The organism is Pyxidicoccus caerfyrddinensis (assembly GCF_010894405.1).
Lineage (GTDB): Bacteria > Myxococcota > Myxococcia > Myxococcales > Myxococcaceae > Myxococcus > Myxococcus caerfyrddinensis.
On record NZ_JAAIYA010000030.1, the window covers coordinates 67,361 to 91,321 of the forward strand.

The 23,961-nt window shown below is 70.5% G+C and carries 24 protein-coding genes; 13 read left to right on the forward strand and 11 right to left on the reverse strand.

The genetic code is table 11. The annotated features are described in order from the left end of the window. Positions 1 to 68: 68 nt before the first annotated feature. The 3 genes from G4D86_RS44340 to G4D86_RS44350 all read left to right on the forward strand — a co-directional run bounded on the left by G4D86_RS44340 (position 69) and on the right by G4D86_RS44350 (position 5,026). The gene (locus tag G4D86_RS44340) at positions 69 to 2,618 is read left to right on the forward strand and encodes an ATP-binding protein (RefSeq protein ID WP_164001049.1); all 2,550 of its coding nucleotides are present in this window, start codon (positions 69 to 71) and stop codon (positions 2,616 to 2,618) included. 118 nt (positions 2,619 to 2,736) lie between these two features. Further along, positions 2,737 to 4,062 carry a magnesium transporter gene (gene mgtE / locus G4D86_RS44345; RefSeq protein WP_164001050.1) on the forward strand — a complete coding sequence of 442 codons (1,326 nt, stop codon included), beginning with the start codon at positions 2,737 to 2,739 and terminating at the stop codon, positions 4,060 to 4,062. A gap of 40 nt (positions 4,063 to 4,102) precedes the next feature. Next, the gene (locus G4D86_RS44350; RefSeq protein WP_164001052.1) at positions 4,103 to 5,026 is read left to right on the forward strand and encodes a DUF6929 family protein; all 924 of its coding nucleotides are present in this window, start codon (positions 4,103 to 4,105) and stop codon (positions 5,024 to 5,026) included. A gap of 1 nt (position 5,027) precedes the next feature. Here G4D86_RS44350 and G4D86_RS44355 read toward each other — a convergent pair whose 3' ends face one another. Together G4D86_RS44355 and G4D86_RS44360 are read right to left on the reverse strand one after the other, a co-directional pair. After that, entirely contained in the window at positions 5,028 to 5,930 is a 903-nt protein-coding gene (locus G4D86_RS44355; protein ID WP_164001054.1) for a tetratricopeptide repeat protein, read from the reverse strand. Next, complete coding sequence (locus G4D86_RS44360; protein ID WP_164001056.1) at positions 5,930 to 6,217, reverse strand: hypothetical protein; 288 nt, start codon at positions 6,215 to 6,217, stop codon at positions 5,930 to 5,932. Before G4D86_RS44360 ends, G4D86_RS44355 begins: the two co-directional genes overlap by 1 nt. Positions 6,218 to 6,383: 166 nt before the next feature. On the opposite strand from G4D86_RS44360, the gene G4D86_RS44365 reads away from it, so the two are divergent. The 5 genes from G4D86_RS44365 to G4D86_RS44385 all read left to right on the forward strand — a co-directional run bounded on the left by G4D86_RS44365 (position 6,384) and on the right by G4D86_RS44385 (position 10,095). After that, positions 6,384 to 7,493 (forward strand): AAA family ATPase, encoded by a 1,110-nt coding sequence (locus tag G4D86_RS44365; protein ID WP_164001059.1) that lies wholly within the window; start codon positions 6,384 to 6,386, stop codon positions 7,491 to 7,493. Then, positions 7,493 to 8,350: a hypothetical protein gene (locus G4D86_RS44370; RefSeq protein WP_164001061.1), complete on the forward strand. Its 858-nt coding sequence runs from the start codon at positions 7,493 to 7,495 to the stop codon at positions 8,348 to 8,350. Before G4D86_RS44365 ends, G4D86_RS44370 begins: the two co-directional genes overlap by 1 nt. A 118-nt stretch (positions 8,351 to 8,468) precedes the next feature. Beyond that, a complete protein-coding gene (locus G4D86_RS44375) occupies positions 8,469 to 8,918 on the forward strand; it encodes an NADAR family protein (RefSeq protein ID WP_164001063.1) in 450 nt (149 codons plus the stop codon). Next, a complete protein-coding gene (locus G4D86_RS44380; protein ID WP_164001065.1) occupies positions 8,915 to 9,748 on the forward strand; it encodes an SDR family NAD(P)-dependent oxidoreductase in 834 nt (277 codons plus the stop codon). Before G4D86_RS44375 ends, G4D86_RS44380 begins: the two co-directional genes overlap by 4 nt. Beyond that, positions 9,745 to 10,095 carry a hypothetical protein gene (locus tag G4D86_RS44385; RefSeq protein WP_164001068.1) on the forward strand — a complete coding sequence of 117 codons (351 nt, stop codon included), beginning with the start codon at positions 9,745 to 9,747 and terminating at the stop codon, positions 10,093 to 10,095. The genes G4D86_RS44380 and G4D86_RS44385 overlap by 4 nt, the downstream gene beginning before the upstream one ends. A gap of 7 nt (positions 10,096 to 10,102) precedes the next feature. Here G4D86_RS44385 and G4D86_RS44390 read toward each other — a convergent pair whose 3' ends face one another. Continuing rightward, positions 10,103 to 11,785, reverse strand: a complete 1,683-nt coding sequence (locus G4D86_RS44390; protein WP_164001077.1) for a rhomboid family intramembrane serine protease — start codon at positions 11,783 to 11,785, stop codon at positions 10,103 to 10,105. 207 nt (positions 11,786 to 11,992) lie between these two features. Here G4D86_RS44390 and G4D86_RS44395 point away from each other — a divergent pair, with 207 nt between their 5' ends. Genes G4D86_RS44395 through G4D86_RS44405 form a run of 3 tightly spaced genes read left to right on the forward strand, consistent with a single transcriptional unit; the run spans position 11,993 to position 14,674 of the window. Further along, positions 11,993 to 12,883: an alpha/beta fold hydrolase gene (locus tag G4D86_RS44395; RefSeq protein WP_240360826.1), complete on the forward strand. Its 891-nt coding sequence runs from the start codon at positions 11,993 to 11,995 to the stop codon at positions 12,881 to 12,883. A 34-nt stretch (positions 12,884 to 12,917) separates the two neighbouring features. Beyond that, on the forward strand, positions 12,918 to 13,955 hold the full coding sequence (locus G4D86_RS44400; RefSeq protein ID WP_164001082.1) for a sensor histidine kinase: 1,038 nt from the start codon (positions 12,918 to 12,920) through the stop codon (positions 13,953 to 13,955). Further along, positions 13,952 to 14,674, forward strand: a complete 723-nt coding sequence (locus tag G4D86_RS44405; RefSeq protein WP_164001084.1) for a LytR/AlgR family response regulator transcription factor — start codon at positions 13,952 to 13,954, stop codon at positions 14,672 to 14,674. The genes G4D86_RS44400 and G4D86_RS44405 overlap by 4 nt, the downstream gene beginning before the upstream one ends. 15 nt (positions 14,675 to 14,689) lie before the next feature. On the opposite strand, the gene G4D86_RS44410 is transcribed toward G4D86_RS44405, so the two are convergent. The 6 genes from G4D86_RS44410 to lspA (G4D86_RS44435) form a co-directional block, all read right to left on the reverse strand. After that, complete coding sequence (locus tag G4D86_RS44410; RefSeq protein WP_164001086.1) at positions 14,690 to 15,079, reverse strand: hypothetical protein; 390 nt, start codon at positions 15,077 to 15,079, stop codon at positions 14,690 to 14,692. A gap of 140 nt (positions 15,080 to 15,219) precedes the next feature. Next, complete coding sequence (locus G4D86_RS44415; protein WP_164001088.1) at positions 15,220 to 15,729, reverse strand: KdsC family phosphatase; 510 nt, start codon at positions 15,727 to 15,729, stop codon at positions 15,220 to 15,222. Between the two features lie 8 nt (positions 15,730 to 15,737). After that, positions 15,738 to 16,904 (reverse strand): MXAN_5187 C-terminal domain-containing protein, encoded by a 1,167-nt coding sequence (locus G4D86_RS44420; protein WP_164001090.1) that lies wholly within the window; start codon positions 16,902 to 16,904, stop codon positions 15,738 to 15,740. Positions 16,905 to 16,945: 41 nt separating this feature from the next. Then, the gene (locus G4D86_RS44425; RefSeq protein ID WP_164001092.1) at positions 16,946 to 18,253 is read right to left on the reverse strand and encodes a prolipoprotein diacylglyceryl transferase; all 1,308 of its coding nucleotides are present in this window, start codon (positions 18,251 to 18,253) and stop codon (positions 16,946 to 16,948) included. A gap of 122 nt (positions 18,254 to 18,375) precedes the next feature. Beyond that, on the reverse strand, positions 18,376 to 18,996 hold the full coding sequence (gene lspA / locus G4D86_RS44430) for a signal peptidase II (RefSeq protein WP_164001094.1): 621 nt from the start codon (positions 18,994 to 18,996) through the stop codon (positions 18,376 to 18,378). A gap of 33 nt (positions 18,997 to 19,029) precedes the next feature. Continuing rightward, complete coding sequence (lspA, locus tag G4D86_RS44435) at positions 19,030 to 19,656, reverse strand: signal peptidase II (protein WP_164001096.1); 627 nt, start codon at positions 19,654 to 19,656, stop codon at positions 19,030 to 19,032. Between the two features lie 141 nt (positions 19,657 to 19,797). Here lspA (G4D86_RS44435) and G4D86_RS44440 point away from each other — a divergent pair, with 141 nt between their 5' ends. Further along, positions 19,798 to 20,151, forward strand: coding sequence for a hypothetical protein (locus tag G4D86_RS44440; RefSeq protein ID WP_164001098.1), 354 nt, complete (start codon positions 19,798 to 19,800; stop codon positions 20,149 to 20,151). Between the two features lie 55 nt (positions 20,152 to 20,206). Here the strand turns inward: G4D86_RS44440 and G4D86_RS44445 are convergent, their stop codons facing one another. Beyond that, complete coding sequence (locus G4D86_RS44445) at positions 20,207 to 21,826, reverse strand: endonuclease/exonuclease/phosphatase family protein (RefSeq protein ID WP_164001100.1); 1,620 nt, start codon at positions 21,824 to 21,826, stop codon at positions 20,207 to 20,209. 190 nt (positions 21,827 to 22,016) lie between these two features. Here G4D86_RS44445 and G4D86_RS44450 point away from each other — a divergent pair, with 190 nt between their 5' ends. Next, positions 22,017 to 22,778 carry a Mut7-C RNAse domain-containing protein gene (locus G4D86_RS44450; protein WP_164001102.1) on the forward strand — a complete coding sequence of 254 codons (762 nt, stop codon included), beginning with the start codon at positions 22,017 to 22,019 and terminating at the stop codon, positions 22,776 to 22,778. A 266-nt stretch (positions 22,779 to 23,044) separates the two neighbouring features. Here G4D86_RS44450 and lepB read toward each other — a convergent pair whose 3' ends face one another. Continuing rightward, positions 23,045 to 23,917 carry a signal peptidase I gene (gene lepB / locus G4D86_RS44455; RefSeq protein WP_164001104.1) on the reverse strand — a complete coding sequence of 291 codons (873 nt, stop codon included), beginning with the start codon at positions 23,915 to 23,917 and terminating at the stop codon, positions 23,045 to 23,047. Between the last annotated feature and the right edge of the window lie 44 nt (positions 23,918 to 23,961).

Here is a 23,961-nt window from a genome sequence, read left to right on the forward strand (position 1 = left end):
CCGCTCCGCCATCACCTTTGACCCGGATGAAGGAAGCCAGTCCAGGTGCGAGGGAGGCGCTTCCTCCCATGTTCATCGTGGAGGCTCCACCGGGTGCGGGGCTGGACCTGGAGGCCATGCTGGCGCCCCTGGGTCATGCCATCCAGCGCGTGAGCGCCGGGGACGCGGTACCCAGGGGAGGCTCCGCCGGGTCCCCTGCCTGCGTCCTCATCGACGCCCGGAGTGACTGGACAACCGGGTTCGAGACCGCCTTCCACCTGCGCGCGACGCCGGAGCTGGAGCGCACGCCACTGCTGCTGGTGGGGAAGACTCCGTGCGAGGAGGCCGCCCTGTTGCGAGGCTACGCGCTGGGCCGGGTGGACTTCCTGATGGAACCGCTCCACCCGGAGGTCGTGCGCGCCAAGATACGGACGTTCCTCGAGCTGCGGCGCAAGGAAGACTCCGGGCACGAGGCCCAGGCGCGTGCCGGCCATGCGGAGGCCCAGGCGCGCGAGAGTGAGCGCATGCTGCACACCCTGCTCGGAAACATCCCGGGCATGGTCTACCGCTGTCACCGCGAGCCTCCCTGGCCCCTGGTCTACGCCAGCGAGGGCTGCCGGGCCCTCTGTGGCTACGGGCCCGAGGACTTCACCCGGGGCGACATCCGGTGGGGAGACCTCGTCCCTCCGGAGGACTCCGCGCGAATCACGAAGGAGGTGCAGGACGCGCTCGCCGCCCGCGTCCCCTTCACCCTCACCTACCGCATCCACACGCGCTCCGGAGAGGAGCGGTGGATGTGGGAGCGCGGGGTGGGCCTCTACGGGCCCGAGGGCAAAGCCGAGATGCTGGAGGGCTTCATCACCGACGTCACCGCCTTCCGGCACGCGCAGGAGGAGCGGGAGCGGCTCCTGGCCCGGCAGCAGTCGGAGCGGGACCGGCTGGAGTCCATCCTCCAGCAGCTCCCCGTCGCGGTGCACATCGCCGAGGCCCCCTCGGGGCGGACGCTGTACGCCAACGAGGAGGCCGAGCGAGTCCTCGGCCACGCGATGCTGGAGACCACCTGCATCAACGACTTCGCCCGCTACCGCGCCGTCCACCCGGACGGGCGCCGCTACAAGGGGGAGGAGTACCCCATTGCCCGGGTGCTGCTCACAGGCAACCCCTGGAGCGAGCGAGACGTGCTGTACAGCCGGCCCGATGGGGCCCTGCGCATCTTCCACCTCAAGGCCGGCCCCATTCGGGACCGCCAGGGCCAGCTCCAGGCGGTGGTGGCCGGCTTCGTCGACATCACCGAGCTGAAGCGGTCCAAGGAGGACCAGACCTTCCTCGCCAGGGTGAGCAACACGCTGGCCAGCTCGCTGGAGGCGGAGGCCACGCTCTCCCAGGTGGTGCGGCAGTGCATCCCCCACCTGGGCGACGGCTGCTTCCTGGACCTGGTGGACCCCGAGGGCGGCCTCCACCGGCTCGCGGTGGCGCACACAGACCCGGCCCGGGAGCTGCTGGTCCGGGAGCTGTCCCGGCGCTACCCGCTCCAGCTCGAGGCCCCGCACGGGCCCGCCGCGGCCGTGCGCACCGGGGAGACCTGGTGCGAGCCCTTCGTCGACGACGCGGTGCTCTCGCGCATCGCGCTGGACGCGCCGCACCTGGAGCTGCTGCGCGCGCTGGGCATCACCTCGATGCTGTCGGTGCCCCTGCGCGCCAGGGACCAGGTGCTCGGCGTGCTGACGTTCATCCACGGGCGCCCGGACCGGCACCATGACGCGCAGGACCGGCGCGTGGCCGAGGACCTGGCGCGCCGGGCCTCGCTCGCGCTGGACAACGCCCGCCTCTATGACGAAGCCCAGGCCGCGGTGCGCGTGCGCGACGAGTTCCTCAGCGTGGCCTCGCACGAGCTGCGCACGCCGCTGACGCCCCTGCAGCTGACGCTCGCCACGCTGGCGCGCGAGCTGTGGCGGGACGGCATCGCCTCCCAGGACGCGCGGGCGCGGCACCACCTGGACATGGCGCGCGCGCAGGTGCGCAAGCTGACGGCGCTGGTGGGCGCGCTGCTGGACGTGGGGCGCCTCAACCACGGGCGGCTGGCGCTGGAGCTGGCGGAGACGGACCTGGGCGAGGTGCTGCGCGAGGTGGCGAACTGGTTCGCGCTCGAGGCGGCGAAGGCGGGCTCGAACCTGAAGCTCGAGTACTCGGAGGACACGCACGGCCGATGGGACCCGCTCCGGCTGGAGCAGGTTGTCACCAACCTGCTCTCCAACGCCATCCGCTATGGCGCCGGCCGCGACATCCATGCCCGCGCGGAGGACCTGGGAGACCAGGTGCGGCTGACGGTGCGGGACGAGGGCATCGGCATCTCCCCGAAGGACCAGGAGCGCATCTTCGGCCGCTTCGAGCGGGCCGTGTCCGGCCGGCACTACGGCGGCCTGGGGCTGGGCCTCTACATCACCCGCAACCTCGTGGAGGCGATGGGCGGCCGCATCCAGGTGGAGAGCCAGCCGAAGGAGGGCTCCACCTTCATCGTCACCCTGCCCCGCGCCGGCCCCCGGACGGAGAGCGAGGCCGCCGAGACGACCAGCCGTCCGGTGAAGGTGCACGGGGCCGTTGGAGCCCACACGGACGGTGCGGGCTCCGGCCCCGGGTAACAGTCGCGAGAAAAAGCGCGGAAAGTCGCCTGCCTGCCTCTCGCGGTACCCACGGCTCGGGTGTAGAGAGGCCCGCGCGCCGCGTGTACCGAGCGCTCCACCCGCCGGAGGTGAGCCGATGATGGAAAGCCCCCAGAGCGCCGCGCTCTCCATGGAGGACCTGCACGAGGCGTGGCCCGTGCTCTCCATCGACGAGCGGCTGGAGGGCTTCCGGCTGCTGCCGCCCGACGTGGCGGACGACTTCTTCATCGGCCTGTCCGCGCGAGACCAGGCGGAGCTCATCCTCCACCTGCCCCCCGGCGAGCGCCGCACCTGGGTGCGCGTGCTGCCGCCGGACGACCTGGCGGACCTGGTGCAGGCGGTGGAGCCCGAGCAGGTGGACGCCATCCTCTCGCAGCTCGACGACGCCAGCCGCCGCGAGGTCAACGTGCTGCTGGCCTACGCGGAGGACGACGCCGGCGGTCTGATGAATCCGCGCTTCGCCCGCGTGCGGCCGGAGATGAGCATCGACGAGGCCATCGGCTACCTGCGCAAGCAGGCGCGCGAGAAGGTGGAGACTGTCTATTACGCCTACGCGCTGGACGCGGGACAACACCTGCTGGGCGTGCTGTCGCTGCGGCAGCTGTTCCAGGCCGCGCCCGACAAGAAGGTCGCGGACGTCATGCAGCGCGACGTCATCACCGTGGCGGAGAACACGGACCAGGAGGCGGTGAGCCGGCTCTTCAGCGAGCACGGCTTCATGGCCCTGCCGGTGCTCGACGAGCAGCAGCGGATGAAGGGCATCGTCACGGTGGACGACATCGTCGACGTGGTGCAGGAAGAGGCCACCGAGGACATCCAGAAGGTCGGCGGCATGGAGGCCCTGGAGGCGCCCTACTTCGAGGTGGGCTTCTTCGGCATGCTGAAGAAGCGCATCGGCTGGCTGCTGGTGCTCTTCCTCGGGCAGATGCTCACCGCCACGGCCATGAGCAGCTTCGAGGACGAAATCGCCAGCGCCGTGGTGCTGAGCCTCTTCGTGCCGCTCATCATCTCCTCGGGCGGCAACTCCGGCAGCCAGACGTCCACGCTCATCATCCGCGCGCTGGCGCTGGGGGAGATGCGGCTCAAGGACTGGTGGCGCGTGGCCAAGCGCGAGGCGCTGTCCGGCGTGGTGCTCGGCGTGGTGCTCGGCGTGGTGGGCCTGTTGCGCATCGTCATCTGGCACTCGGTGTCCGACGCGTACGGCGAGCACTTCTTCCTCTTGGGGTGCGCGGTGGCCCTGTCGGTGCTGGGCGTGGTGACGTTCGGCACGCTGGCCGGCTCCATGCTACCGCTGGTGCTGCGGCGCTTCGGGTTCGACCCCGCGAGCGCGTCCGCGCCCTTCGTGGCCACGCTGGTGGACGTCAGCGGCGTGGTCATCTACTTCACCGTCGCCAGCCTGATTCTGCGCGGTACGCTGCTCTGACGCTGGCGGGCCGGTAGCCTTCCGCGCGGGAGGCACGGCCATGATTCGCACCACCCTCAGGCGCACGCTCACCCTCGACGCCCCGGAGGAGCCCGGCCGCGCCGCGCACGTGTCCGCGGCCAGTGGCCTGGTGCGCGCGGGGGCGTGGCTCTACATCGTCGCGGATGACGCCCTGCACCTGGCCGTCTTCCCGGTGACGGGCGACGCACCGGGGAAGAGCGTGCGCCTCTTCCCGGGCACGCTTCCCGGCGAGCCCAAGGCGCGCAAGGCGGCCAAGCCGGATTTGGAGGCGCTGTGCCTGCTGGGGCCGCTCGGGGACGCGCCGCATGGGGCGCTGCTGGCGCTGCCCTCGGGTTCCGCCCAGACGCGGCTGCGTGGGGCCGTGGTGCCGCTGGGCGCTGACGGGACGCTGGCGGGCCTGGTGCGGACGGTGGACTGCACGGCGCTGTACGCGCAGCTCTCGCGGGAGCTGGGGCCGCTCAACATCGAGGGCGCGGCGGTGGTGGGCGGGCGGCTGCGGCTGCTCAACCGGGGCAACGGGGACGTGGGCGTGGACGCGCTGGTGGACCTGGACCTGGAGCGCGCGCGGCGCGGGCTGGAGGTGGGCACGCTGGGCCCGGACGTGGTGCGCACCACGCGGCGGTGGGAATTGGGCCGGGCCGGTGGCGTGCGGCTGTCCTTCACGGACGCGTCGCCGCTGCCGGACGGGCGGCTCGTCTTCACGGCGGCGGCGGAGGACACGCGCGACGCCTACGCGGACGGGAAGGTGACGGGCTCGGCGGTGGGCGTGCTGGCGCCGGATGGCTCGCCGGTGTTCCTGGACGCGGTGGACGCGAAGGTGAAGCTGGAGGGCGTGGACGCGCGCGTGGAGGGTGAGCGCGTGCACGTGTTGCTGGTGGCGGACGCGGACGACCCGGCGGTGGCGGCACCGCTCTACGAGGCGGTGCTCGACGTGCCGGCGTGAGTCAGTTGTGCTCGGTGGAGGCTTCTTCGGGCTTGCCGCCCACGGCCTCCAGCGAGCTGCGCGCCGGGCGGTTGCGGTCGAAGGCGGCCTCGCGGCCCACGGCCTCCGAATGCGTGTTGGCGATGCGCTTGCGGGCGCGGGAGATGTAGTCCTGCACGAGCGAGGGGTCCGGGTGCGTCTTCAGCGCCTCCACCCAGGTCTCAATCGCCTTCTCGTTCTCCCCGGAGTCGGCCTTCAGCTTGCCCATCTCGAAGAGGGCGTGCGGGGCGAGCTCGGACTCGGGGAAGCGCGTGCGCAGGTCCGCGAAGGCGCGCGAGGCCTCCTGGCGACGGCCCTCCATCATCGCGATGGCCTGGGCCTGGAGGAAGAGGGAGTCGTCCACGAAGGCGCTGGTGGGGAAGCGCTCGGTGAGGCGGCGCGTCTCCAGCTCGCACTGCTGGTAGTCCTGCAGCTCGAAGTAGAGCTTGGCCACCTGGTAGTGCAGCTCGGCGCCCTGGGGCGGGTTGAGCTTGAGGGCGGCGGTGAGCTGGTCGATGGCGCCGCGCAAGTCGCGGTAGTGCACGCGCAGCAGCTCCGCGAGGATGATGCGGGCGTCGAGCGCCTCGGGCGAGTCGGGGCACTGCTGGATGAGCTCGCGGTAGACGCCGACGGCTTCCTTCACCTTGCGCTGCTCCAGCCAGTAGACGTCGGCGGCACCCTTGAGGGCGCGGGCGCGGAGGACGAGGGCCTCGGCGGACTCGTCGTGGCGGAGGGCGTCGAAGGCCTTGCGGTACTCGACGAGGGCCTCGTCGGGACGCTTCTCGAAGGTGGCGTCGCGAGCGCGCTGGAGGTGGTCCACGGGCTTGTCGCGGCAGCCCGAGCTGGCCAGGGCCAGGAGGGCGAGCGCGAAGCGCAGACGGCGCACTAGCAGGCCTCCGGAATCACGGCGACGCAGCGGGAGTCCTCGCAGCGCACGCACTCGGCGATGGGGGAGACGTCGGTGACGCATACGTTCACGCGGGACGTGCGGGGACAGTCCTCGGAGGTGACGCAACGGTAGACCTCCCCGTTGTCACGGGTGATGTCCTGGGCCGTCGAGCCACAGACCTCCAGGTCATTGCATCCGAGGAGGCCCACCGCGATGGCGGCAAACGCTCCATAAGCGTCGCGTCTCACGGCGGCGGTTCTAGCCGGATTCGCCCGCGCCGTCACGGAACGCGCCGTTTGCCTGCCCGCTGTCTGGCCGGGCGGGCCAGGAGGGGGAAACCGGGAAGACTAGTGTGTCAGGAAGAACCCGGGTGCCTCGTTCCAGGTGCCTCAAGGCCTCCGGGTTGTGGCACCGTGGTGGCTACGCGCGGTTGGGAACCGAGGTCACCGGATGCCATTCAAGCTCAAAGTACGGAACTACCGAGCGCTCCGTCACGTTGAGTGGAGCCCGCAGGGCGTATGCGCGCTCGTTGGGCCGAACGGCGCAGGCAAGAGTACGCTTCTGGATGTGCTCCAACTGCTTCGTCACACCTTCGAGCACGGGATGGCCCGCGCCGTCAATCAACGAGGAGGGATAGGCAGCATCAAGCATTTCGAGGCAACTCCGGATGGCGCCGTGGACTTCTCTCTTCAGCTAGGCAACTCAACGTGGCGCATCGTCACAACATCAGACGAGATTGGTGAGTTTGAATTCCTGAACGAAGGAGACCTACAGCTAGGCGCCCGACAAGACGACTACCTTGAACTTGGCGGCAAGGAACTGCCTCCCGACGAAAGAAGCCTGCTCCGCGTTGCCTCGGATACTTTCCAGCTCTCAGCTGACGCCACCATCCTCCGCAACCTCCTTCAATCCTACCGTTGCTACGTGGAGTACCACCTAGCTCACCTGCGCGAGAGCGGCTCGACCACCACATCGGACAAGACGCTGGACCTGCATGGGCGCAATGTCTTTTCCCTTCTGCGTAACTGGAGGGACGCGCGTGCCGACCGCATCCGGTACGACTTCGTGATGGACAACCTCCGCAAGCTCTTCCCGGATGTCTTCGCGGACTTGGACTACGAGACCGCAGGGACGACAGTAACGGTGCGGGTGCTGACACCAAAGCTCGATAAGAGCTATCCGATTACCTTCGCGCCCAACGGTCTGCTCGTTGCCCTGCTACACCTGTGCGCGGTTGCTTCGGTTCCCAACGAGGGCGTCGTCGCCATCGACGAGGTGGAGAACTCGCTCCACCCCTTCGCCATCAAGCACCTCATCGAGGCGTTCCGGACCTGGTCCGCGAAGACGAACAGCACCGTGCTGCTTGCCACTCACTCGCCCGTAGTGCTCGACCAGTTCCGCGAGTGCCCCGAGCAGGTGTTCGTCATGGAGAAGGGCCAGCGCACCAACCCGATGCCGCTGCCCAAGGTCCGAGATCCTGAGTACCTCTCGCACTTCTCGCTGGGCGACCTCTATGCGCACCTGGAGTTCGGCTCTCCGGTGGAGCCGCAACAGAGCTGATGAAACAGGTCGTCCTCATCACCACGGGCCGGTGCGAGCAACTCGCACTGGGCGACTCGCTGAAGCGCTACTTCCCGGACGCGACGTTCCTCGCGCCGGAACCTCGCGACTCATTCACGAGCACGCGCATACGGCTGACCGCTGCACCACCACCCCGGCCGGGTGGCCCGCTGTCCGTGGTGGACCGGCTTGCGCAGGCCATGGTCGCGATGACCGACCCTGGCCGCAATGGTGTGCCCCCGGACCTCGTCATCGCCGTCGATGACGTGGAGCTGGTGAACCTGGACCAGCTCGAAGTGGTGACCTCGACACTCCGGAACGCGGTGAAGCGCCATCTGGACACCTTCGCGTGGTCCAGCGCCCGGAGGCGGGAGCAGGCCGCGGAGCGCGTCCGCGAGCACTGCTCCTTCCACCTGATGTGCCCCATGGTGGAGGCGTACTTCTTCGGTGAGCCCCAAGCCCTGACGCGCGCTGGCGCGAGGCGAGCCTCCGCCGTCGATGCACGCGCCCACGACCTGGAAGACTTCGCGACCGAAGAGGCCTCGTTCCTCTCGATGCCCGACGGCTCGAAGCACTGGGCGACTCCGGACCGCAAGAAGCACCCGAAGCGTTATCTCCAGTACCTCATCGACCCGGAGGGTGCGGATGCGAGGTCCTACCGCGAGGCTGAAGGCGGTAGACGCGCGCTGAGTGAGCTGGACTGGCCCGGCGTGCTCTCCGTCGAGGACCACACCCAACTGGCCCGCTCGCTCTTCTCGGACCTCGCCGATGCACTGGGCGTGGACAATCCCTGCCCTGGCCCGTGTCACCCGCTCACGGCAAGTCGACGCGCGGACCGCGTGTTGCGCAATCTCTGAGTCATGCCCGAATGGGCCTCGCCCAGGCTCGCGTCAGGTGGACTGCCGGACGACGTCGGACTCGTGTTGTGCCGTCCCAGGCACTGACGCGTTAGGCTGTGCTCCAGGAGTCCCGCTCATGCCCGAGGTCATCGAGTTCTACAGCGTCACCGACGACCACGGCTGGTGCTCGAACTTCGCGCCCTACCCCATCAAGCTCCGCGGCAAGACGTGGCCCACGAGCGAGCACTACTTCCAGGCCCTGAAGTTCGAGGACGCCGACGACCAGGAAGAAGTCCGCCTGACCCGCACGCCGATGCTCGCCGCGCGCATGGGGAGAGACCGCAAGCGCAAGCTGCGCCGCGACTGGGAGTCCACCAAGGTCTCCGTCATGCGCGAGGCCGTCCGCGCGAAGTTCACCCAGCACGCGGACCTCACCCGCCTCCTGCTCGATACCGGTGACGCGAAGCTCGTCGAGCACACGGACAATGACGACTACTGGGGTGATGGCGGCGACGGCAGCGGGAAGAACATGCTCGGCCGCATCCTGATGGAGGTCCGCGAGGAGCTGCGGAAACAACACGCATGAGCCTGCCCCCGCGTCCCCGAGCCGTCGTCACCGGTGCAGGCAGTGGCCTCGGCCGCGCGCTCTGCGAGGAGCTCGCACGGCGACAGGCCCGCGTGCTCGTCTCCGACATCAACGCCGCCGCCGCCGAGGAGACCGCCCGGCGCGTCACCGCCTCCGGTGGCGAGGCCCACATCCACGTGTGCGACGTCTCCAACCCCGAGCAGGTGGAAGCTCTCGCCATGGCCGCCGAGCGCGCCCTCGGCGGCGTGGACCTGCTCGTCAACAACGCGGGCGTGCTGAGCGCGGGCCGCGTGGGAGAGATGCCGCTCGCGGATTGGAAGCACGTGCTGGACGTCAACCTGTGGGGTGTCATCCACGGCTGCCATGCCTTCGTCCCCCGGCTTCGCAAGCAGGGCTCGGGGCACATCCTCAACATCGCCTCGGCGGCGGGGCTCCTGTACGCGCCCGACCTCGCGCCCTACAACGCGTCCAAGGCCGCGGTGGTGGCGCTCTCCGAGACACTCTCCGCCGAGGTGCGCGCCGCCGGCATCGGCGTCACCGTCGCCTGCCCCACCTTCTTCCGCACCAACATCGCCAGCGCGGGCCGCTACTCCGACGGCACGCTCCGCACCCTGGGGACGCGGATGGTGGAGACGGCCCGCGTGGGCCCGGACGTCGTCGCCCAGCGGCTCCTGAAGGCCGTGGACAAGGGCGCGCTCTACGTGCTCCCCATGGCCGATGCACGGTGGGGCTGGCGCTTGCGGCGCCTGGCTCCCGGCCTGTTCCACCGCGCCGTCATCGCCTTCGATGGCTACGTACGCAAGCGCCTGTTGCGGCCGGGCAAGCCATGAGCACACCCGCGACTTCCCTCCGCGGCAACACCTCCACCGCGAGCGCCATCGCCACGGGTCTGTTCGTCCTCGCGGCGCTCACCGTGGGTGGCGGCGCGCTCGGGCTGACCGTGGGCGTGCTTTCGGACAAGGCGGTGAACCATGACGCGCACGGCTTCCCGGGCCTCTTCGGCCTGCTCGTGGGGACTCCGGTGGGCGCGCTGCTCGGGCTCGTCCTCGGCCTGTTGCTGCTCAAGCGTCAGTCTTTCAGTCAGCGATTCCGAACGGGCGCACTCGCGCTCGCGGTGGCTGCGGCCTGTGCGCTCGGCCTGTTCGGCGCGGTGCAGCTCGAGCTCATGCGCTGGTAGGCCCGCCTCACGGCGCCGCCGCGCACAGCTCCAGCTCGACGAGCGTCGCCGGCAACTGGCCGTCCTTGCCCGGCACGCAGAAGGGCTTCACCAACTGCCGCGCCTCGTCCTTGCGCCCCTGCTCCACGAGCACGTGCCCCAGCTCTTCGTGAAGCATGCGCGGCAGCCCGGTGCCCGTGAAGAAGTGCTCCAGGATGTGTTCCTCGGAGAGCGCGGTGCGCAGCTCCCGCTCGGCTCCGGGCAGGTCGTTCGCGTCCATCAGCACCATCGCCTGGAACAGGTGTGAGCGCGGGTCTCTCGGGTAGCGCTCCAGCAATTCCTTCGCCTGTGCCATCCCCTGCCCATTCGTCTTGGGCAGTGACTCCTCGGGAATCAGCTCCAGCTCCAGCACGGAGTCCTTCCAGTACTGGAACGCGAACCCCACGCTCACCACCAGCGCCACCGCCGCCAGTATTCCCACCGCGCCCACCGGCAACGTCGCGGGTGGCACCGGCTCCTTCCGCGACCACACCCGCGCCAGCACCATGCCCACCGCGCCTCCGGCCAGCGCGCCGCCCACGTGCGCCGCGAAGTCGACCTCCCCGCCCGTGCGCGACATGCCGAGCGGTATCAGCGACGGCACCAGCAGCTGCAATGACAGCACCTGCATCTGCGCCCGCTCCGCCCCCGCCGGGATGCGCCGGCTCAGCGCCAGCAGCGCCGCCAGCAACCCCATCAACACGCCCGACGCCCCCACTGACACCACCGTGTCGGCGTTGATGACCATCGACAGCGCCCCACCGCCCAGCGCCCCCGCGAGCAGGAGCAACCCCGTCCACGCGCGGCCCACCAGCCCTTCCACCGTCGCCGTCACGAACCACAGGCAGAAGCCGTTGAGCGCCAGATGGAAGATGTCCCCGTGCAGCAGCGGCGCCATCAAGAGCCGCCACCACTGTCCCGCCTCCACCAGCCCCGAGTTCACCCCGCCCATCGCCACCAGCGTCCGCACGCCCGGCGCAAGCAGCCCGTCCCCCTTCTCCCCCACGCCGAAGAGCTGCTCCGCCGCGAAGCCCAGCACCAGCACCGCCAGCAGCGCGGGCGTCAGCACCGACGTCCGCTCCGGCGGCTCCGCCAGCGCCTCCTCCACCACCACCTGGCGCGGCTCCGACAGCACCCGGCGCAGGTAGCGCGCTGACACCTTCGCGCGGCGCCACGTGCTGGTCCACACGGTACCCGGCGCCGTGGTGTCCACATGCGTCGCGTGCAGGTGCACCTTGTGGAACAGCCCCAGCCGGTACTGCTCCAATCGCTGACGGTCCTCGTCCGTCAGCGGCCCACCACCCACCTCGATGACCTGGAGCCCCACCGGCAGCTTCGAGCCGCTCACCGTGCCCGTGTACTTGAGGCACTCCTTCCCGATGCGCTCCAGCGCCGCGACATCCAGGCCGAAGCGCCGCGAGGGCTCCCGCTCGCGGTCCACGATGCAGACCATCGCCGCGGACAACCCATCCGAGTACGTCAGCACCACGTCCGAGGCCGCGGCCAGCTCCTGCGCCTCCGGCAGTGGCCCCTCCTGGAAGCCCTGCTCCGCCACCAGCCGTCGGGCGAGGTACCGGGCGAAGGACTCCTCTTCCACGGGGACCACCGGCGTGGCGGCGCCCTCCGGCGCGGGCTCGGAGGAGAGGGAGTCGGGCGGCTGCGGGGTGAGCAAGGGGACGTCCCTTCGCGACAGGTGACGCGCGCTAGCGTGCCCGAAACCCGAAGGCCCCCGCCAGCCGCCCCTCCCCCGCGCCACTCATCCCGCCCATGAACCGCTCATGGAGTATTCGCGGTGGCCACGCCCCGGGTGCGTACCGTTCGTTGCGTACCCACTCGGGAGTCGCCCATGTGCCGTTGCCGTGCACCCCTCCTCGTTTCGATGATTGCCGTTGTCCTGCTCACCGGCTGCGCCACGACCTCGGGCGCGAGCGCGGCGTCCGCGCCCCAGCCCTTCCACGTGGAGCGCTCCGGGAAGGGCCGCCCGCTCGTCTTCATCCCCGGCCTCGCCTCGTCCGGTGAGGTCTGGAACGAGACGGTGGCGCACCTGCAGGGCAAGTACGACTGCCACGTCCTCACCCTCGCCGGCTTCGCGGGCCAGCCCGCCATCCCCGCGCCCTTCTTCGCCACCGAGCGCCGCGCGCTCGCGGACTACCTGCGCGCGCAGGGGCTGGAGAAGCCCATCCTCGTCGGCCACAGCCTCGGCGGCGTGCTCGCGCTCGCGGTGGCCGCGGACGTGCCGGAGCTGGTGGGCGGCGTCTTCATCGTCGACAGCCTCCCCTTCCTCCCCGCCTCCATGGACCCGAGCGCCACGGCCGACAGCGTGCGCCCGCGCGCCGAGGAGATGCGCACCCTGATGCGCATGCAGACGGTGGAGCAGCGCAGCATGCAGTCGCGCATGGCCCTGCGGAACTTCATCTCCGACGATAAGAAGGTGGACGTCGCCGCGCGCTGGGGCGCCGACTCGGACGCCGAGACTGTCACGCAGGCGTTCTACGAATTGAGCACCACCGACCTGCGCCCCGAGCTGCCGCGCATCACCGCCCCCACCGTGGTGCTCGGCTCGTGGGTGGCGCTGAAGGGCCGTGTCCCGCGCGAGGCCGTGGAGGCCGTCTACCAGAGCCAGTACGCGAAGCTCCCCGCCCACCGCGTCGTCCTGAGCGATACGGCCCGGCACTTCATCATGTGGGACGACCCGGAGGGCTTCTTCCGCGAGCTCGACAGCTTCCTCGGCGCCCACGCGTCCGTGGCCCAGGTGGAGCCTCACCACTGAGTGTGATGGACTCCCCTCTTCCCGGAGCTTCTCGATGACGTCCTCGCGCGCCAGGGTCTACGTCGCATGCCAGCTCGGTGGCTGGGGCCTCTACGCCCTCGTCAACAGCGTGCTGGCCTGGCGCGCCCCCATCGCTCCCCTCGGGTGGTGGCTGTTCTCCCTCTCGGGCGCCGTGCTCACCCACGTGGCACGCTCGCGGCTCCCTCTGCGCGAGTGGGCGTCGCTGCCCCTGCCCAATCTGAGCGTGCGCGTGCTGGCCACGGCGCTGGGGCTCGGGCTGGTGCAGGACCTGGTGGCCTTCGTGCTGGGCGTGTTCGTGCTGCACCTGTACACGCTGGAGGAGGCCTCGCTGTTCGGCTTCATCAGCAGCACCATCATCTGGACGCTGATGATGCTGATGTGGCTGGTGCTCTACTTCGCCATCCACGCCGTGCAACGCGCGCGGCGGGCGGAGCTGGAGCGCTGGAAGCTGGAGGCCGCCGCCCAGGCCGCGGAGCTGCGCTTCCTCAAGGCGCAGCTCCAGCCGCACTTCCTCTTCAACTGCCTCAACAGCGTGCGCGCCCTCATCTCCGAGGACCCCGCCCGCGCGCAGGAGGTCGTCACCCGTCTGTCCGCGCTGCTGCGCTATGCCCTCGCCGCCCGGGGGCCGGAGACGGTGCCCCTGGAGCGCGAGCTTCAAGTCGTGCGCGACTACCTGGGCCTCGAAGGCGTGCGCCTGGAGTCGCGCCTGCGCGTGCGCGAGGACGTGGAGCCCGCCGCGCTCGGCGTCCCCGTGCCCGCGATGCTCGTGCAGACGCTGGTGGAGAACGCCATCAAGCACGGTGTGGGCCTGACACCCGAGGGCGGTGAGGTGGCCGTCTCCGCCTACGTGCGCGACGGCGCGCTACTGCTCGAAGTCGCCAACACCGCCACGCCCCCTTCCACCACTTCGCGTCCGGAGAGCAGCGGCGTGGGCCTCCGCAACGCCAGCGAGCGGCTGCGCCTCCTGTGCGGCGCGGGTGCCTCGCTCCACCTCGACCAGACGCAGGCGGCCCTCACCACCGCGCGCGTCCGCATCCCCCTTTCCGCATGAGAGTCCTCATCGCCGACGACGAGCGCCTGGCCCGCACGGAGTTGCGCCGCCTGCTGACCGCCTTCCCCGACGTGGAGGTGGTGGGCGAAGCCGCGCACGTGGAGGAGACCTGCCGACAGGTGGAGGCGCTGTCCCCGGACCTGCTGCTGCTCGACATCCAGATGCCCGGTGGGACGGGCTTCGACGTGCTGGCCCGCCTGGAGGAGCCGCCGGACGTCGTGTTCACCACCGCATTCGATGAGCACGCCGTGCGCGCCTTCCAGGTGAACGCGCTCGACTACCTCCTCAAGCCCATTGAGTCCGCGCGGCTCGCCGAGGCACTGGAGCGCGTGCGCCAGCGCGGCCACGGGGCCCACGCGCCCGCACCTTCGCAGCCGGCACCGGGCACTCCGCTGGAGCGCGTGTTCGTCCGGGACGGAGAGCGCTGCTGGCTGGTGCAGCTGTCGCAGGTGCCGCTCATCGCCTCCGAGGGCAACTACGCGCGGCTCGTGCTCGAAGGGGCGCAGCCCCTGCTGCTGCGCTCGCTGAGCTACCTGGAGGAGCGGCTGGACCCGGCGCGCTTCTTTCGCGCGAGCCGCCAGCACCTCATCAACCTGGACTTCGTCGAAGCACTGGAGCCCGGCCCGGGCGGCACGCTGGTGGTGCGCCTGCGCGGCGGCCGCGAGGTGGAGATGTCGCGGCGCCAGTCGCAGCGCTTCCGCGAGCGGATGACGCTCTGAAGCCCGGCGCTCGCGTCAGTTGTTGCCCAGCTTGGGCGCCTTGCCAGAGGTGAGCACCGCGTCCACCGCGGCCACCGAGCCACGGCGGCGCTTCAGCTGGCGCCCCTTCTCTTCCATCTTCTCGTAGTGCTTCATCAGCCCCGCGAGGTGCGCGTTCGCCGCCTGGCAGTGCACCTCCGTCACCTGCTGGTGACGGCGGCCCAGCTCCTCCCACGTCTGGAGCATGGCCTGGTTGCCCAGGAGCCGCTCCTCGACGGAGTCGAGCACGATGTCCATCTCCTGCTCTTCTGCTTCCAGCGAGGCCAGGCGCGCCTCGGCCTCGGGAGGGGGCGACATGCAGCCCGTCGACAGCGAGAGTCCCACAGACGCCACGGCCAGCCCGAGCCACTTCCGCCGAATCCCCACGTCGCCTCCCAAGTGTCTCGCGCGGTCCACCGGCCTCATGCGCGAGACCCAAACTAGGGAGGCACCCCCGGAGCGACAACCCGGGCAGGCACCCCGGGCGACCGTTTTTTCAGCAGGCGACGCTTCTCAGCCGCCGATTCTCAGGGTGCCTGACGGTGGCGGAGGATGAACTCGCACACCTCGCGGGCCGCGCCGAAGCCCGCGGGCTTCTGGGCCACATAGTGCACCTGTGAACGCACCTCGTCGGGGGCTTCCGGCGGCACGGCGGAGAAGCCCACCGCCTTGAGGAGCGGCAGGTCCACCACCTCGTCGCCCATGTAGCCACACCGGTCCGCGGAGACCTTCAGCAGCTCCAGCAGCTTCTCGAAGTGGGCCACCTTGTCCTGACTACCGAAGTGCACGTGTTTCAGACCCAACGACTGCATGCGCATCTGCGCGGAGAGGCTGTCGCCGCCGGAGATGACGGCGACCTCGAGCCCGGCCTCCTGCAGGCGCTTGATGCCCATGCCGTCGCGCACGCTGTACATCTGCGTCCACCCGGAGTTGGGCACCCAGAAGATGCGGCCGTCGGTGAGTGTCCCGTCGATGTCGAAAATCATCACCGACAGGCGGCTCACCCGCGACTTGAGCGAATCCAGGTCCTGGTTCATTCAGGCGCCTACTTCGGAACGGCCTTGAGCGAGGCCTTGCCGTCCTTGATGACGACCTTGAACTCCACGGCCTTGGCGTTGTGCTGCTTGAGCAGCTCCGGCACCTGCTTGCGCAGCGTGGCCGCCACCGACTCGTAGGACAGCTTGGAGGTGTCCTCCTGGCAGCGGCGCTTCGCGGTGACGTACGCGTCGTACACGGCCCGCAGCTTGTCGTCGGACATGCCGCCGGAGCCACCCGCCGCGGGAGGCCGGGGCGCTGGGGTGGCCGCCGAGGGGCCCGTCGGCGTCCGCGCGGTCGCCGCACCCGGCGCCGTGGGAGCACGCGCGGGCGGCACCGCCGGAGCCCCGGGATTCGTGGGCGCCTTCGCGGCCATGCCCGGAGGCGCCGCCGGGGTGCCTCGCGCGGGAGTCCCCGCCAGGGGCGACGTCACCGTGGGCAGGCCGCGCGGAGGCGTGCCCGCCACCGGCGCCACCGAGGGCACCGCCGGAGCCACCGCGGGCGTGCCCTTGAAGGGCGTGCCACCAGCGGCCGGAGTGATGGGCGGCACGGCGGACAGCGGCGCCACCGCCGGGGTGCCGCGCGCGGACGGCGTGAGCGGTGCGACGCCCGGGGCCACGGCGGGAGTGCCCCGTACAGGCGTGCCGCCCGGAGCCGGAGTCGCGGCGCCGGCCAGCGGCGGCTCGTTGGCGGGACGGGGGTGGAGGATTTCCTCCACCTCCTCGAACTCCATGTCGGTGATGTCCTCCGGCAATTCCACCACGCCCTTCTGGGCGTCCTTGCCGGGGGAGGCCTGGCGCTTCTCCGCGCGGCGGCGGGCCTTGAAGAGGTCCCGCTTGTACGTGCCGGCCTCAATCTCCTGCAGCGTGCGCAGCCACAGCCGCTCGTAGGTGAGGTACTTGCCGTGGATGCTCGCCACGCGGAACTTCGCGGCGGTGCTGCGGATGAAGGTGCCCTTGAGGCGCAGGAAGCGCTTCTTCAGGTCCGCGTGCGCGTTGGTGGGCGGGTGGCGCTCGTTGCCCAGGAAGTACTGCTCGTAGAGGTTGCGCAGGGAGGCCACTTCCGCCTCCAGCGCCTCGCACTCCTGGAGCACGTTCTCGCTGGAGCTGGAGTCCGCCGCGCCCTGCTTGCTGGGGGTGTTCCTGGCGGCGGCCGGTCGGTTATCGGGAGGCGGCATGACTCTCTAGAGTGTCCCCAAGTGGCGCTCGCGGATCAACCTCACGCGGCCGAAGGTGTCGGCCCCAGGCCGCCCGCCGCCTCGCCCACCTTGCCGCGCCCGTGGCGCGCCAGCAGCACCGCGCCGAAGCCGAACATGCACAGCGAGATGAACTGGCTGGTGGAGATGTTGTACCAGGCCTCCAGCGGTACCACGTTCGCCAGCCCGTGCGCGCCCGTGGACTCCAGCAGGCCGTGCAGCGTGCCGCGCTCCACATCACCACGGAACAATTCCACCGTGCTGCGCAGCACCGCGTACGCCATCAGCCACAGCGCCAGGATGTGCCCGTGGAAGCGGCGGAAGCGCCGCGCGTACATGAGCCCCACGAAGAGGACGAGCTGGCCCACGGACTCGAAGAGCTGGGTGGGATAGACGCCCAGGGTGTGGCCGTGCTGCGCCACCCAGTCGGCCATGCGCACCGCGCCGGGCGCCGCCTGGTGGAGGATTTCCCCTGTCGCCTCCACGACGTAGCGCACGTCGTCCACCTGCGACGAGTACGCCAGGCTGGACGTCCCGCTGAGCTGGCCGAAGAGGTCCTGCGCCATGCCGCCACCGGGGAAGTGCACCGCGGTGGACGCCGTCGCGGGCGCCACGTCACCCCAGCAGCAGCCGGCGCTGAAGCAGCCCAGCCGGCCCAGGCACTGGCCCAGCGACACGGTGGGGATGCACACGTCCGCCAGCCGCAGGAAGTCCATGCCGTTGGCGCGCGCGAAGAACCAGCACGCCACCGACGCGCCAATGAGGCCGCCGTAGAAGACGAGGCCGCCGCCCAGCGAGAGCACCTGCGTCCAGTCCTTCGCGTAGTCCTGCCAGTTCACGAGCACGAAGAGCAGCCGGCTGCCGCCGATGCCGCCCACCAGCGCCCAGAAGGCCATGTCCATCACCTGCTCGCGCCGCTTCGGGCCCTCCACGTCCACCCACGAGCCGTCGACGAGCTGCACCTTGCTCCACTCGTCCTGCGCCAGGCGCCCCGCCACCGACACCGCGGCGATGAAGCCGCCCGCCAGCAGCACGCCGTAGGTGTGCAGGGGAATGCCCTCGCCCTTCGCGCCCGGGAAGGCGCCCGCCGGCAGCGCGTACTTCAGGCCGTACCACGCCAGCACCGCGCCGATGCCGCCGAAGGCCGCCGCACGCAGGAGCCGGTCCATGGACGTGGCCGGCGCGCGCGTCTTCGTCTTCTCGTCGAGCGGGCCCACCGCGCCGCGCCAGCCGTTGAAGGCGATGTACGCCACCGTCCCCGCTGCGACCGCGTACAGCAGCAGCTGCGTCCAGAGGGCGGTGAAGGTGAAGCGGAAGAGGACGGGAAGCATGGAGACCTGCCGGGGGAGGCGGGAGGGGCGTGAGCCGCGCGAAGGCTACCCTCCTCCGCCGGCGGGGCAAGGCGTGGGAGCGCGCCGGCGCCTGGCCGGCTGCTCGGTCTGCGGGCGGGTGCTTAGGCCTTGGCCTTCGCGTTGGGGGCGGCGGGGGCCGGCTTCTCCTTCCGGACGAAGGCATCCACCAGCAGCATGCCCACGCCGATGCAGATGGCCGAGTCCGCAATGTTGAAGGACGGCCACGTCGCCTTGTCGAACCAGTGCGCCTCGAGGAAGTCGATGACGAAGGCGCGCGCGAGCCGGTCGATGTAGTTGCCCAGCGCGCCGCCGAGCACCAGCGGCAGGCCCCACAGCGCCCACCGCTCCTCGGGCGCCGTGCCGGACAGCTTCCGGAAGTAGTAGGTGATGAGCAGCACCGCGCCCAGGCTCACCACGTGGAAGAGGGGGCCGCGCGTCGAGGGCGGCAGGCTGCGGAACAGGCCCCACGCCGCGCCCGGGTTCTCCGCGTAGCGGATGCGGAAGAAGTTCTCCGCCACCTCGATGTGGCGCTTCGGGCGGTAGTGCAGCCCGTCGAAGCCCTGCGGCGGCGGGGACGAGTACATCGCCCCCAGGCGCTCACCAAGGCTCTCCTTCCCATCCATCTGGGTGGTCAGGTCGCGGACGACGAGGTACTTCGTCCACTGGTCCAGGACGATGACGCCGAGGGTGACGGCGAGGAGGATGACGTATTTGCGCGGCACGGACAGGGGCTTACACCACGAGCCCCCCGCCCGTCACGGATTGGGGCTCTCCGTCAGCGGCGCGGTGACGGGCTGCGGACGGCGCACCCGCAGCGAGTCCAGCAGCATGAAGGCCACGCCCACGCAGATGGCGGCGTCCGCCACGTTGAAGGTGGGCCACCGCATGCCGGGCTGGTTGCGCCAGTGCCAGTCGATGAAGTCGATGACGTAGCCGCGAATCAGCCGGTCCACGAAGTTGCCCAGCGCGCCGCCGGTAATGAGCGCCAGGGCCACGCGCACCAGGCGCTGCTCCACCGCCGTGCGCCGGTACATGAGGAAGATGAACGCCAGCGCCGCCAGGCTCACCACGTGGAAGAAGGCCTTGCGCACCCCGTCCGGCAGGTTGCCGAACAGGCCCCAGGCCGCGCCCGGGTTCTCCACGTAGCGGAAGTGCCAGTAGTCCTCGATGAAGCGGTGCGGCCTCGACACCCGGCGCGGGCCGTCCACCGGCGGCGGGTCGTTGTCCAGGTTGCGCTCGGCGAGGAAGCCCGTCACGCGTGCCAGCCCCTCCTGACCATCCAGCGCATTGGTCAGCCGGGACACGGCCAGGTACTTGGTCACCTGATCTGCTGCGAGCACGGTGACCGCCACGAGGATGAGAAGGCGGAGAGGGGCTTTCATGATGCGTCCCATTCCTCTAACCCGCTCCACGGATTCCTGACAACCCGGAGAGCCCCCCGGCGGCAGCCGGCCCGCCTGCTCTGTCTCCCGGCCGGCACCGGTTTCGGGCATGGTGCCCGCATGCCGCCTGTTGAGCCCGACGTGAATCCTCCTGCATCCGACATGCCCCCACCCACCGAGGCCGCCGCGAAGCCGGCGAAGCCCTCGCTGATGGCCCGCTTCAAGAACCTGCTGCTGGAGTACGGGCCGCTGGCGCTGCTGATGAACTACGTCATCTTCGGCCTGGTCATCGTAGGCTTCTACGCGGCCATCCAGCTCGGCTTCCAGGCGGAGAGCACGGGCGCGAAGGCCGGGAGCTGGGCGGCGGCCTATGCCGCGTCGCAGGTGGTGAAGCCGCTGCGGCTGGCCGCCGTGTTCATGCTGACGCCGCTCGTCGCCCGGATTCCTCCGGTGGCGCGGTTCATCGAGCGCAACAAGCACAAGTGGAGCTTCTGAAGGCCGGCGGCGGCACCGGGGAGCCCGGGCCGCCGCACATGCTTCGAGTCCCGCTTCAGAAGTTGGGGACGTGGAAGTCCTTCACCACGCCCATGTGCTGCATGCTGGCGGCCCCGCTGTCGCTGGAGAGCGCCGGTGAAATCTCCGAGATGGGCGTGTAGACGCGGCTGTCGAGCACCAGCCCGTTGGCGAAGGTGCTGAAGCTCGTGGCCCCCCTGATGACGGTGGCCTGCTGGTACTGGCGCAGGTCCGAGTCCGCCAGCACGTGGTCATACGGCTTGGTGCGGCCGGCGTTGGTGCCGTCCTTGTTGTTCTTGTCCACCGGGTGGGGGCCGGCGGTGTCCACCACCTGCTTGAAGGTGGTGAGGCAGGCCTCGGAGCGCGTGTCCGTGTTGAAGTCGCCGCCAATGACCAGGTAGTCGCTCGCGGGGATGTTGGCCTTGATGCGGGCGACGAGGCTCGTGGCCTCGGCGTTGCGGTCACCGGAGCTGGACGTGAGCAGGTGCACGCTGATGGCCCAGAGGTCCTTCGGGCCGGGGATGTCGATGCGCGCCCAGGCGAAGTCGCGGTTGGAGACGTTGGGGTCGGTCCACTCGCCAGACTCGATGATGGGCCAGCGGCTGATGATGCCGTTGGGAATCTGCGCGCCGGACTCGCGGAAGTAATAGAAGCCGGTGCCAATCTGGTCGACCATCGAGCGCATGTCCGCGGCCGAGTCCGTCAGGTAGTTGAACTCCTGGATGAGCACGACGTCCGGCTTCACGCCCTGCATCAGCCGGATGCCGTGGCCCGGGTTGTAGTCCTGGCCGTTCCCGCTGGTGATGTTGGCCGCCATGACGCGGATGTCCGTGTAGCCCTGGGGCGGCGTGCCCGCGTCCGTCCCGGCGTCCGTGACGGTGCCCGCGTCGGTTCCAGTGCCTGCATCCGTGCCGCCAGTGCCCGCGTCCGTCCCGCCAGTGCCCGCGTCCGTCACCGTGCCCGCGTCCGTGCCGCCAGTGCCCGCGTCCGTCACCGTGCCGGCGTCCGTCACCGTGCCCGCGTCCGTACCGCCGGTGCCCGCGTCCGTCACCGTGCCCGCGTCCGTGCCGCCGGTACCCGCGTCCGTGCCGCCGGTGCCCGCGTCCGTCCCGCCAGTACCCGCGTCCGTCACCGTGCCCGCGTCCGTGCCGCCAGTGCCCGCGTCCGTCACCGTGCCCGCGTCGGTGTCGTCGATGCCCGCATCGCCCTTCGGTCCGCCGTCCGCCTCGGTGCCCGCGTCCTTCGAGCCGCCCGCGTCCGTCTCCACGGGGATGACGCCAGCGTCGGCCCCCGCGTCCTCGCTCCCGGCATCGTCCGTGCCCGCGTCGAGCGCCGCGCAGACCTCGTTCGGCACGCAGTAGCCCGCGCCGCCGTCCTCGTTGCCCACGCAGCACGCCGCCTGGGACGGCTCACACGCAGCCTGCGGATCACACGCCGGCACGCAGATGGAGCGGCCGTAGTGCTCGACGAAGCGGCAGGACGCCCCCTCCGGGCAGGTGGTCGCCGCGCGCGAGGGCTCGCAGTCCGCCCACAGCACGCCACCGTCCGCCAGCGGCAGCGGGACCTGCGGGGTTACCGGGTCCTCCCCACCGCAAGCGAGGACGAGGGCCGTGAGCGACATCGCCGCACACAGGAGGGAAGTAAGCGTCTTCTTCATGCGGACGAGCCCGATGTTGTGGTGTCGAGGGGGGGTGCTGGGCCGTCGCGCCAGGGCGCGGACGACCCGGTGAGTATAGAAGGTTGCCGTGTGACAGTCTTGTGACTTACCGCTCGGCTACATGTTTACACCCACGATTTCCGGCCTAGGAGCCATGGAAGCCCGGACAGAGCCGTGCGATGGAGCGCGCATGCAGCCAAAGCCCGGGGTGACGGTGCGCTTCTACGGGGCGCTGAACGACTTCCTGCCGCCGGAGCGGAGGGGTCAGGAATTCACCCACGCGCTGCAGGGCACGCCCTCGGTGAAGGACCTCATCGAGTCGCTGGGGCCGCCGCACCCGGAGGTGGACGTGGTGCTGGTGGATGGGGAGCCGGTGGGCTTCGCGCACCGGGTGGCACCGGGCTCGCGCGTGGTGGCCTACCCGCCCTTCCACTCGCTGGACATGGCACCGGAGGCGCGCGTGGGGCCGCCGCCGCAGGAGGTGCCCCGCTTCGTGCTGGACGTGGGGCTGGGGCGGCTGGTGGGTTTCCTGCGGATGCTCGGCTTCGACTCGCTGTGGCGCAACGACTACGCGGACGACACGCTCGCGCGCCTGTCGCATGACGAGGACCGCATCCTGCTCACGCGAGACATCGGCGTGCTCAAGCGGGGCGAGGTGGTGCGAGGCTACTTCCCCCGCTCCACGGACCCCGCGCACCAGTTGGTGGAGGTGGTGCGCCGCTTCGGCCTCGCCTCGCGCATGCGGCCCTTCTCCCGGTGCCTGGCCTGCAACGGCCCACTGACCTCCGCCGAGCCAGACGCCGTGCGCGGCCGGATTCCCGAGCGCGTGGCGGAGCAACACTCCCGCTTCCAGCAGTGCGCCGATTGCCGGCGCGTCTACTGGGCGGGCACCCACCAGCAGCGCATGCAGGCGCTGGTGGACAAGCTACGCGCGCTGGGAGACGCGGGGTAGGCGCGCCTCAAGCCCGAAGGGCGAGGCTCCACTTCCTTCGCATTCAGCAGGTGCGCTTCGTGGTGGAGCGGAGCAGGGTTTGGCCAAACGGCCCGCGGCGCACGGTGGGAGCGGCGTCGCCGAGCAACCTCCGCGTTCCCTTCACCTCCGCGCGCGCAGCCTGATGCGGGTGGCGCCGCTGACGGGGCTGGTGAACGTGCTGGATTGAAATTCCCAGGACGCCAGAGTGCACCCGGTGGCGGAATGCACGAACCGAGGACGGGGCGTTATGGGACGCGCTGGCCGATGCGCGCCCAGCGGACTCCCCGCGTGGGGGACAGCGAGAAGTGCACGGCGGTGGCCACGCCCTTGAGGTGGTTCATGGGCACGGCGCCCCAGTAGCGCGAGTCGTAGCTGTTGTCCCGGTTGTCCCCGAGCACGAACAGGTACCCTTCGGCCACGCGGCAGCCGCTCCCCGATGCCTCCATGCCCTGGGGACAGCCGCTCGCGTCTTTCGGAAACGTGGAGGGTGCCACCTCGGGACTCTGCCGGACCTGGTAGTGGTGCGCACCGAGTGTCTCCGCGTACAGCTCGCATCCGCCTCGTGGGTCGGTGAACTCGAGGCCCGCGCAGTCCGGGAGGCGCTCCCTCGCGACAGCCTGCCCATTCAGGAAGAGCTGCCCGTTCCGGAGAGCCACCGTGTCTCCGCCCACGGCGACGACGCGCTTGACGTAGTTCTTCGTCGGGTCGTCCACGCTGGTGAATACGATGACCTCTCCGCGCTCCACCGGGCGGCGGCGCATGGGCGCGGATACCGTCTTGTCCGAGAAGAACTGATCGCCGTAGAGCAGCGTGGGCTCCATGCTGGCACCAGGGACCCTCCAGGGCTCGGCCACCAGGGTGCGGACGCCCATCACAGCCTGCCCGCCCAGGATCGCAAAGCAGACCACGCAGAGCACGGTGATGCCGCGCGAAGGGACGCCTTTCGCGGGAGGTGCCACGCGTCCCGCGTCCACCGCGGCGGCCAGAAGGACCCCCAGCAACGTCACTAGCGCCGCCACTCCCACGAAGGGCACCAGCGCGAAGCAGATGAGCACAGCCGCGAGGAAGAAGAGGCCGCGCCCCCACAGCCCCAACGCCCAGTGCCCTGCCCCAGGCATGGGCACGAGGCTCACCAACACCGCGAGGACACGGCGGCGGCGGG

Bases quoted from the DNA above. Each gene is read 5' to 3' on its own strand.
- lepB (WP_164001104.1), bottom strand. From the start codon at position 23,917: ATGCCTGGGGCAGGGCACTGGGCGTTGGGGCTGTGGGGGCGCGGCCTC.
- G4D86_RS44420 (WP_164001090.1), bottom strand. From the start codon at position 16,904: ATGCCGCCTCCCGATAACCGACCGGCCGCCGCCAGGAACACCCCCAGC.
- G4D86_RS44405 (WP_164001084.1), top strand. From the start codon at position 13,952: ATGAGAGTCCTCATCGCCGACGACGAGCGCCTGGCCCGCACGGAGTTG.
- G4D86_RS44350 (WP_164001052.1), top strand. From the start codon at position 4,103: ATGATTCGCACCACCCTCAGGCGCACGCTCACCCTCGACGCCCCGGAG.
- G4D86_RS44425 (WP_164001092.1), bottom strand. From the start codon at position 18,253: ATGCTTCCCGTCCTCTTCCGCTTCACCTTCACCGCCCTCTGGACGCAG.
- G4D86_RS44365 (WP_164001059.1), top strand. From the start codon at position 6,384: ATGCCATTCAAGCTCAAAGTACGGAACTACCGAGCGCTCCGTCACGTT.
- G4D86_RS44400 (WP_164001082.1), top strand. From the start codon at position 12,918: ATGACGTCCTCGCGCGCCAGGGTCTACGTCGCATGCCAGCTCGGTGGC.
- G4D86_RS44415 (WP_164001088.1), bottom strand. From the start codon at position 15,729: ATGAACCAGGACCTGGATTCGCTCAAGTCGCGGGTGAGCCGCCTGTCG.
- G4D86_RS44375 (WP_164001063.1), top strand. From the start codon at position 8,469: ATGCCCGAGGTCATCGAGTTCTACAGCGTCACCGACGACCACGGCTGG.
- G4D86_RS44450 (WP_164001102.1), top strand. From the start codon at position 22,017: ATGCAGCCAAAGCCCGGGGTGACGGTGCGCTTCTACGGGGCGCTGAAC.
- lspA (WP_164001096.1), bottom strand. From the start codon at position 19,656: ATGAAAGCCCCTCTCCGCCTTCTCATCCTCGTGGCGGTCACCGTGCTC.
- mgtE (WP_164001050.1), top strand. From the start codon at position 2,737: ATGATGGAAAGCCCCCAGAGCGCCGCGCTCTCCATGGAGGACCTGCAC.
- G4D86_RS44370 (WP_164001061.1), top strand. From the start codon at position 7,493: ATGAAACAGGTCGTCCTCATCACCACGGGCCGGTGCGAGCAACTCGCA.
- G4D86_RS44385 (WP_164001068.1), top strand. From the start codon at position 9,745: ATGAGCACACCCGCGACTTCCCTCCGCGGCAACACCTCCACCGCGAGC.
- G4D86_RS44380 (WP_164001065.1), top strand. From the start codon at position 8,915: ATGAGCCTGCCCCCGCGTCCCCGAGCCGTCGTCACCGGTGCAGGCAGT.
- G4D86_RS44340 (WP_164001049.1), top strand. From the start codon at position 69: ATGTTCATCGTGGAGGCTCCACCGGGTGCGGGGCTGGACCTGGAGGCC.
- G4D86_RS44445 (WP_164001100.1), bottom strand. From the start codon at position 21,826: ATGAAGAAGACGCTTACTTCCCTCCTGTGTGCGGCGATGTCGCTCACG.
- G4D86_RS44395 (WP_240360826.1), top strand. From the start codon at position 11,993: ATGATTGCCGTTGTCCTGCTCACCGGCTGCGCCACGACCTCGGGCGCG.